The following is a 7,781-nucleotide window of genomic DNA, read 5'->3' as shown; positions in this document are numbered from 1 at the left end:
TTTCTACGAAAGCCCGACCAGTATTGGTCGGGCTTTCGTCGTTTCCGGGCAGGTCCGCATCACCTGAGAAGACTTGCTAGGCTGGTGAAGCCGGGCCACCCTGACGAACGGGTGGCCTTCGTCGCGTCAGAGGAATACGCGACCCCTAACAGTGCCCATACCGCGCACCCGCCTCGAAGCCAGAGACGAAGATCCGTACGCGGTGGAGCAACAGAGGATCAAAGTGAACAGAGAAGACGGGCGTGACGGCGCGGGCCGTGGCGATGAGCGAAACGACCGACCGGCCGGCGGCCGCGACGGCGACAGGTATGGCCGCGGCGGTACCGGCGGCAGAGACGGCCAGGTAGACGGCCAGAACGACAGGGGCGCCCGCCCCTTCCGCGCGAACAGCCGCGGCGGCTACCGCGACCGCGACGAGGCCCGAGGCGGCGGCTTCGGCGGTCGCTTCGGTGTGCGCGACTCCCGCCCCCAGCGGTCGTACGGTGACCGTGACGACCGCCCCCAGCGTTCCTACGGTGACCGTGACGACCGGCGCGGCTTCCAGAACCGCGACGACCGCCCCCAGCGCCCCTTCAACGACCGCGGCGACCGTGGCGACCGCCCGCAGCGTTCCTACGGCGACCGTGGTGACCGCCCTCAGCGGCCGTTCAACGACCGCGGCGACCGGCCGCAGCGTTCGTTCGGTGACCGGGGCGACCGTCCCCAGCGGCCGTTCCAGGATCGCGGCGACCGCCCCCAGAGGCCCTTCCAGGACCGTGGCGACCGCCCGCAGAGGTCGTTCAACGACCGTGGTGACCGCCCTCAGCGCTCGTTCCAGGATCGTGGCGACCGTCCCCAGCGTTCGTTCGGTGACCGGGGCGACCGTCCCCAGCGGCCCTTCAACGACCGTGGCGGCGACCGGCCGCAGCGGTCGTATGGCGACCGCCCTCAGCGGCCGTTCCAGGATCGCGGCGACCGGCCCCAGAGGCCCCTCCAGGACCGGGGCGACCGTCCGCAGCGTTCTTACGGCGACCGTGACGACCGTCCCCAGCGGTCGTATGGCGACCGCGACGACCGCCAGTCCCGGCCGTTCCAGGATCGTGGCGACCGTCCCCAGCGTTCCTACCAGGACCGCGACGACCGCCGTGGGTTCCAGGACCGGGGCGACCGTCCCCAGCGGTCCTTCCAGGATCGTGGTGACCGTCCCCAGCGGTCCTTCCAGGATCGTGGTGACCGTCCCCAGCGGTCGTTCCAGGATCGTGGTGACCGGCCCCAGCGGTCGTATGGCGACCGTGACGACCGCCAGTCCCGGCCGTTCCAGGACCGGGGCGACCGTCCGCAGCGTTCCTACGGCGACCGTGACGACCGGCCGCGTCGGTCGTTCGGTGACGACCGCCCGCAGCGGCCGTACCAGAACCGTGACGACCGGCCCCAGCGGTCGTTCCAGGATCGCGGCGACCGTGACAGCCGGCCCGCCTACGGTGACCGGGATCGCTTCAAGGGCGGGGACCGTCCGCAGCGGTCGTACCAGGACCGGGATGACCGGCCTCAGCGGTCCTTCAACGACCGCGGCGACCGGCCGCAGCGGCCCTTCCAGGATCGCGACCGCCGGCCTTCCGGCGACCGGGACGACCGGCCGCGCCGCAGTTTCGACGACCGTGGCGACCGTCCGCAGCGGTCGTTCGGCGACGACCGGGGAGGCAGCCGCACCCGCTACGGGCGTGAGGACGAGCCGCAGCGTGAGCGGGAGGTGCTGCCCGAGCTCGAGGCCGACATCACCGCGGAGGAGCTCGACCGCGAGGCGCGCGGCGAGCTGAAGTCGCTGCCGGGCGACCTGGCCGAGCTGGTGGCCAAGCACCTGGTCGCGGCGACGCGCGCCCTGGCGGCGGAGGACGCCGAGAAGGCCTACGAGCACGCCAAGGTCGCGCGCCGGTTCGCCGGCCGCATCGGCGTGGTCCGGGAGGCGGTGGGCATCGCGGCCTACCACGCCGGACAGTACGCCGAGGCGCTCAGCGACCTGCGGGCCGCCCGGCGGATGACCGGTTCGGAGGCGTTCCTCCCGATCATGGCCGACTGCGAGCGCGGCATGGGCCGGCCGGAGCGTGCGCTCGACCTGGTCAAGTCGAAGGAGGCCGAGAAGCTCGACCGGTCCGGCAAGATCGAACTGGCCATCGTCGAATCGGGCGCCCGGCGCGACCTGGGCCAGCTCGACGCGGCCGTCGTGACCCTCCAGCGCCTGCCCGAACTGCGTGACCCGCAGCCGCGCGACTGGTCGGCCCGCCTGGCCTTCGCCTACGCCGACGCCCTCGCGGCGGCCGGCCACGCGAGCGCCGCCGCCGACTGGTTCGGCCGCGCCGCCTCCTTCGACGAGGACGGCGAGACCGACGCGGCCGAGCGCTACGCCGAACTGACCGGCGCGGTGATCGAGGACCTCGAAGACGACGAAGGCGACTTCGACGACGACTTCCCCGAGGAGGACGCCGAGGTCGTCACGGTGGAGCCCGCCGTCAGCCAGGACGAGGACGCCGACGAGGACGACCTCGACGACGAGGACTTCGACGACGACGTGGACGACGACGTGGAAGACGACGTGGAAGACGACGCGGACGAGGAGCAGGCCCCCGCCCCGGCGAAGGCCGAGGCCGACAAGCCCGCCGAGGAGGCCGGGTTCGGTCCGGCGTTCATCGAACCCGACTACGGCGACGTCCTCGACGAGCCGGCGAACAAGCCGGAGGCCTGATCAGGTCTCCGGGCGGTCGAGCCAGTGCATGATCCCCGCCAGGTTCGGCTCGGTGCCGCTGAGCATCTCGATGTGCTCAGCGGCCTTGTCGCCGGGCGCGGGCCGGGCATAACGGTCACGGGTGCGCTGGTCGACCATGGCCACCGCGTGGTCGAGGTCGAGTTGCTCGCCCTTGGCCTGCTTGGCCAGATCGACCCAGATCAGTAGTTCCTCGGCGGATCGCTCCAGAACCGATCCGACCTCGTCGACCGGGCCGTAGTGGCTGAAGAGCAGCCGCTGCGGCCCGAGCGCTTCGAAGAGGGCGATCGACGCCAACGCCGTCTCGAGGTCGAAATCCGGCGGAGGCGTGGACGGCCGGACGTCCCCGGTGTCCGGGATGTACACCCCGGCGGCGTCGCCGACGTACAGATCACCCGTCAGCGAGTCGACCAGCCCGACGTGATGCTTGGCGTGTCCGGGCGAGTAGTGGCTGGTCAGCCGCCTCCCGTTGCCCAGATCGATGTCCCCGGTGTCGCCGAGCGCCCGGATCCGGGCCGCGTCGGTCGGCTTGAGCATGCCGAAGAGGCTGTCGAGCCGGTCGCCCCAGACCATCCGGGCACTGGACATGAGCCGGGACGGATCGGCCAGATGCCGGGCCCCTTTCTCGTGTACGACGATCTCCGCCGCCGGGAACATGGCGGATATGTCGCCCACGCCACCCGCGTGGTCGAGATGAATGTGCGTCACGACGACGGTCGCGAGATCGCCGGCTCCGACCCCGAGCGACGCCAGCGCGTCGCGGACCACGGGCGCCGAGGTCGACGTCCCCGTCTCCACCAGGCATGGTCGATCACCGAGAATCAGATATCCGGCGGTGATTCCGGCATATCCGGCCAGCCTCGTGTCGATTTCGTACACGTCTCCGCCGAGCGGGGTCACGTTTTCCACAGCTCACCTCAGAGCGAGAACGGGTTCTCACAGAATGGGACTCGAATAGCCGGTGCAGCAGCATAGTCACCGACAGTGGTGCCCGAGAGAAGGGGATCACATGTCAGTTGATCAAATGGTGAGCGCTCCGGCCCACCACAACGAGGTCATCCTCGTCGGCCGCCTGTCCAAGGCGCCGGAGGCCCGCGTCCTGCCCAGCGGCACCGAGCTGACGCAGTGGCGCCTGGCCGTCCGCCGCCCCACCCCCGACAGCGAGAAGGGGCGGGCCGACGCCATCGAATGTGTGACCTTCGACCCGATCGTCCGCGACTCGCTGACGGGGCTGACGGTCGACGACGTGGTCGAGGTGCAGGGGGCCTTGCGCCGCCGGTGGTGGCGAGGGGGGAGCGCGTTCGAAGTGGAGGCCCGCTCGGTGCGGTTGGCCCACCGGGCTGGAGCGGGGGATACGGAGGTTCGACCGGAGGAACCCTCGGGGTGAGGCTTCGTCGTCACCCGGGAGCGCCCTTGCCGGCGACGGGCTGTGTGGGCGCTCCAGTCATTCGACTCGCTGGTGCGGAGTCGGCCTGATGCTGTCGCGTGCCGGGGTGGTCAGCCTGTGGCGAAGGTTCGCAGGACCAGGCCCGTCGCGGGTTTCGGGCTGAAGGAGGTCGACTTTCTGGGCACGCGTTCGCCCTCCTCGGCCACGGCGAAGACGTCGGCCGCGTCCAGGGGGCGCATTAGGACCGCTGTGCCGTTCGACTGCGCGGCCTGGCGGGCGGCTGCGGTGTGGTCGTGGTGGACGATCTGGACGTGTTCCTCGTCGTCCTCGATGCCCCAGACCTTGGGGAGGAGGAACTCGTTCAGAACGGCGGTGGTCAGGGAGCGCCAGCGGGGGGAGCGGTCTTTCGGCATGGCCAGGTTGAGTTGGAGGGGGTCGGGGTTGGTCAGGAGGTGGGACGTCTGGCCTGCGGTGATGACGTAGGCGGGGGCGTCGGCTGCGGCCAGGGCCGTCAGGGCGTCGTCCAGGTCAGGGTAGTCCTGGACCTGCCAGGCGCCCTTGGCTCGGGCGGCCGCCTCGGTGAGGGGGAGGCCCGGGATCACGCGGTGGATCGCCTTCAGGTCAGGCGGGTAGGCCGTCGAGTCGACCAGGTAGGCGAGGCCGCCGTCCCAGGGGCCCGGTTCGTCGTGTTCGGACTGGAGTTCGCGGTAGGTGGCGTAGCGGTGGTGGCCGTCGGCGATCATGGCGCGGTGGTCGGCCAGGTCGGTGGCGATCTTGTCCAGGGCGGCGGGGTCGGTGATCGCCCACAGGCGGTGCCTGGTGTTCTCGCTCAGGTGGACGTCTACCAACGGGGGTTTCGTCGAGGCGGTCTCCTCTACCAGGGCGGTGGCGGGGCCGTCGCCGGCGTACAGGAGGAAGATGGGCTCCAGGTTGGCCTCGGTGGTGCGCATGAGGGCCAGGCGGTCGGCCACGGGGCCGGGCATGACGTTCTCGTGGGGGAGGACGGCGTCGGAGCCCACCCCGACGGCGCCGATCAGGCCGCGCTGGACGAAGGCGGGGCCGCTCTGTTCGTACACATAAAGAGCCGGTTGGTCGTCGGCGGCCAGGATGCCCTCGTTGAGCCAGGCCGCCAGGGTGTCGCGGGCCTCGGTGTAGTGGCCGGCGCCGGGAAGGATCAGGCGGACCACGTTGTTCGGATGGGCGTCAGCGAGCCGCCGGGCCTCGGCGGGGGAGATGAGGTCGTAGGGCGGCGAGGTCAGGGCGCTCAGGTCGTCGGCCGTGTATCGCACGCCGCGGAACGGGCGCAGCACCAGTCCCGCCCGTTCAGATCTCTCCATATCGGGCATGCTGCCATAAAGGCCCGGACTCCCCACTGCCGCGGTGCCCGGTTGGAACCGAAATCGGAAGCAGGAGGCCATTGCGTGACACGGCATGATCAGAATGGAGTGGGCGATACGTCCGGCAGCCCGTCGGGCGACGTATACGAGTGGTACCAGCGTGGCATGAAGCTCCTCCAGGAAGGCAGCCCGGCCGCCGCCGCGGCGCTCCTCGAGCGCGCGGCCGACGCCGAGCCCGATTCCCGGAGCATCCGTGAAGGTCTGGCTCGGGCCCAGTTCAACTCGCGCCGGTACGAGGACGCGGCCACCAGCTTCCGCTGGATCGTGGACGCGAACCCGGCCGAAGACTATGCCTACTACGGTCTCGGTATGGCACTTTGGCGAACCGGTGACATCGAAGGCGCCCAGGAACCCCTGGCCGTCGCCGTCGCGATGCGTCCCGACGAACGAAACTACGTCTCCGCCCTCACCCAGATCCGGGCGACCCTGCGCGCGAGGCGCGCGTGAACCACCTGCTCGACGCGTACGACACCCTGCTCCTCGACCTCGACGGTGTGGTCTACCTGGGACGGCACGCCGTCCCGGGCGCACCGGAGGCGCTGTCCCTGGCCCGGGAGCGGGGCGTACGCCTGGCCTACGTGACCAACAACGCCAGCCGCACCCCGGCGGCGATCGCCGAACACCTGACCCACCTGGGGGTGCCCGCCTCGCCCGACGACGTCGTGACCTCCGCGCAGGCCGCCGCCCGGCTCGTGGCCGAACACGTGCCCGCCGGGTCTGCCGTGCTCGTCGTCGGCGGGATGGGGCTCCGGTCGGCGCTGCGCGCTCATGGCTTGCGGCCGGTGACGACCGCGCTGGAGGGGCCGGCGGCGGTGGTCCAGGGGATCTGGGACGGTCTCTCCTACGGGCTGCTGGCCGAGGGGACGCTTGCCGTGCGGGGCGGGGCCTGGTTCGTGGGGGCCAACCACGACAGCACGATGCCGACCGATCGGGGCGAGATGCCCGGGAACGGGTCGATGCTGCGGGTGATCACGGCGGCGACCGGGGTGAGTCCGGTGGTGGCCGGGAAGCCGGAGCCTCCGCTGCATCGGGAGTCGATGATCCGCACCGAGGCGCGGCGGCCGTTGATCGTCGGCGATCGGCTCGACACCGACATCGAGGGGGCGAACCGGGCCGGGGTCGACAGTCTGCTGGTGCTGACGGGGGTGGCCACGCCGCTCGACCTGCTGACGGCTCTGCCGGTGCACCGGCCTACGCACGTGTCGCACGATCTTTCGGGGCTGCATCTGCCTGCGGTTTCGGCCCGCTCCACCTCCGAGGGGTGGGAGTGCGGCGGGTGGGTGGCTTCCTGGGACGGCGGGCGGTTGCGGCTCGCCGGGGGTGGGGAGTCGATTGACGCGTTGCGGGCGGCTTGTGCTGCTACGTGGGCCGCGGTGGGGGATGGGAGAGCGGAGGAGGATGCCGTCAAGCCGGCGCTTCGGGTCTTTGGTTAGAGCTTCGGGTGGGTGGTCTGCCGGGGCTTTCTGACGGTGGCGGGTTGCTTCGGGGCTTGAGTGGCTGAGGGCTTGGTGATACTCGCGCCGGGTTACCAGTTCGTCGGCCGAACTCTCAACTCTGGTGGCTGCGTAGTTTTTCGCTGCGCTCCCGTTGTGGTTCGGTACTGGAGTAGTTGCCGACTGCGTTTACTAGCTTCTCGCTTCGAGTTCTGTTTGTGACGCATCTGCTTGGTGCGTTGATGGGGTGGGCGGCTGCGGTCGCTTTTCCCGGGAGCCGGATCGGTCCGTTTCGTTGGAGCTTTGGAACTTCAAACCTCCCGGAACGGGCCTGCCGCTGCAGTTGAACAAAACGCTGGGGGTGCTTCCAATGGTTGATGGGAAGGGGCTTCTACCGGTTAGGCGCTAAATTCCTCGTTTCACGCGATCAGTGGTGTCGAACGGGCGGAATAGATGGTGCCGGCCGTAGCGCCTGGCACTCATGGCAGGGGTCGTGACTCCGGCTAGGTTAGGCGGTCACGCGCTGCCACTTGGGCCTGATCACTTGCCGGGTCGGGTGCGTCCGAGCAGCTGTTGAGCTTTGCTCCGGGGGCGTGGAGGCGGCTCTTCCTTAAGCGGGTTGTAGTCGTGACGAGCACATCGGCATGTCGTCAGGGCGGGCAGACGGCCATCTCCAGACAGACCTCGCGGTTTCTGGCTCGGCGGAGGTCATCCGAAACATCGTCGCGATGGCCGGAAGCCGGTCGAGGGGTCGTAGGCGCAAGCCCGATAGCGGTCTTGACGTTACGGGTGCAGAGGCGAGTTGAGTGGCATTGCGTGGGTGTGGG

The 7,781-nt window shown here is 70.1% G+C and carries 7 protein-coding genes; 4 read left to right on the top strand and 3 right to left on the bottom strand.

Annotated elements, in window-relative coordinates:
- Positions 1–145: 145 nt before the first annotated feature.
- Positions 146–1,837 (bottom strand): thioesterase domain-containing protein, encoded by a 1,692-nt coding sequence (locus AW271_RS41160; protein ID WP_062340423.1) that lies wholly within the window; start codon positions 1,835–1,837, stop codon positions 146–148.
- Between AW271_RS41160 and AW271_RS27120 the strand changes: the two genes are divergently transcribed.
- A complete protein-coding gene (locus AW271_RS27120) occupies positions 1,730–2,719 on the top strand; it encodes a tetratricopeptide repeat protein (protein ID WP_157554662.1) in 990 nt (329 codons plus the stop codon). The two genes, AW271_RS41160 and AW271_RS27120, sit on opposite strands and share 108 nt — an antisense overlap.
- Here the strand turns inward: AW271_RS27120 and AW271_RS27115 are convergent, their stop codons facing one another.
- A complete protein-coding gene (locus tag AW271_RS27115; protein ID WP_062340422.1) occupies positions 2,720–3,646 on the bottom strand; it encodes an MBL fold metallo-hydrolase in 927 nt (308 codons plus the stop codon). It abuts the gene before it with no gap.
- Between the two features lie 100 nt (positions 3,647–3,746).
- Between AW271_RS27115 and AW271_RS27110 the strand changes: the two genes are divergently transcribed.
- A complete protein-coding gene (locus AW271_RS27110) occupies positions 3,747–4,124 on the top strand; it encodes a single-stranded DNA-binding protein (protein ID WP_063818123.1) in 378 nt (125 codons plus the stop codon).
- Between the two features lie 110 nt (positions 4,125–4,234).
- Here the strand turns inward: AW271_RS27110 and AW271_RS27105 are convergent, their stop codons facing one another.
- Positions 4,235–5,461: a DUF1015 family protein gene (locus AW271_RS27105; RefSeq protein ID WP_245653213.1), complete on the bottom strand. Its 1,227-nt coding sequence runs from the start codon at positions 5,459–5,461 to the stop codon at positions 4,235–4,237.
- Positions 5,462–5,626: 165 nt separating this feature from the next.
- Between AW271_RS27105 and AW271_RS27100 the strand changes: the two genes are divergently transcribed.
- Positions 5,627–5,968 (top strand): tetratricopeptide repeat protein, encoded by a 342-nt coding sequence (locus AW271_RS27100; protein WP_137250569.1) that lies wholly within the window; start codon positions 5,627–5,629, stop codon positions 5,966–5,968.
- Positions 5,965–6,954: an HAD-IIA family hydrolase gene (locus tag AW271_RS27095; RefSeq protein WP_062340418.1), complete on the top strand. Its 990-nt coding sequence runs from the start codon at positions 5,965–5,967 to the stop codon at positions 6,952–6,954. Before AW271_RS27100 ends, AW271_RS27095 begins: the two co-directional genes overlap by 4 nt.
- The last annotated feature ends 827 nt before the right edge of the window (positions 6,955–7,781 follow it).

Origin of the sequence: Herbidospora sakaeratensis, assembly GCF_001570525.1 — a bacterium.
Lineage (GTDB): Bacteria > Actinomycetota > Actinomycetes > Streptosporangiales > Streptosporangiaceae > Herbidospora > Herbidospora sakaeratensis.
This window is presented reverse-complemented; position numbering and strand designations above follow the sequence as displayed.

What these genes read in the sequence shown, in the direction of transcription:
- AW271_RS27110 (WP_063818123.1), top strand. Translation starts at nt 3,747, where the DNA reads ATGTCAGTTGATCAAATGGTGAGCGCTCCGGCCCACCACAACGAGGTC.
- AW271_RS27105 (WP_245653213.1), bottom strand. Translation starts at nt 5,461, where the DNA reads ATGGAGAGATCTGAACGGGCGGGACTGGTGCTGCGCCCGTTCCGCGGC.
- AW271_RS27100 (WP_137250569.1), top strand. Translation starts at nt 5,627, where the DNA reads ATGAAGCTCCTCCAGGAAGGCAGCCCGGCCGCCGCCGCGGCGCTCCTC.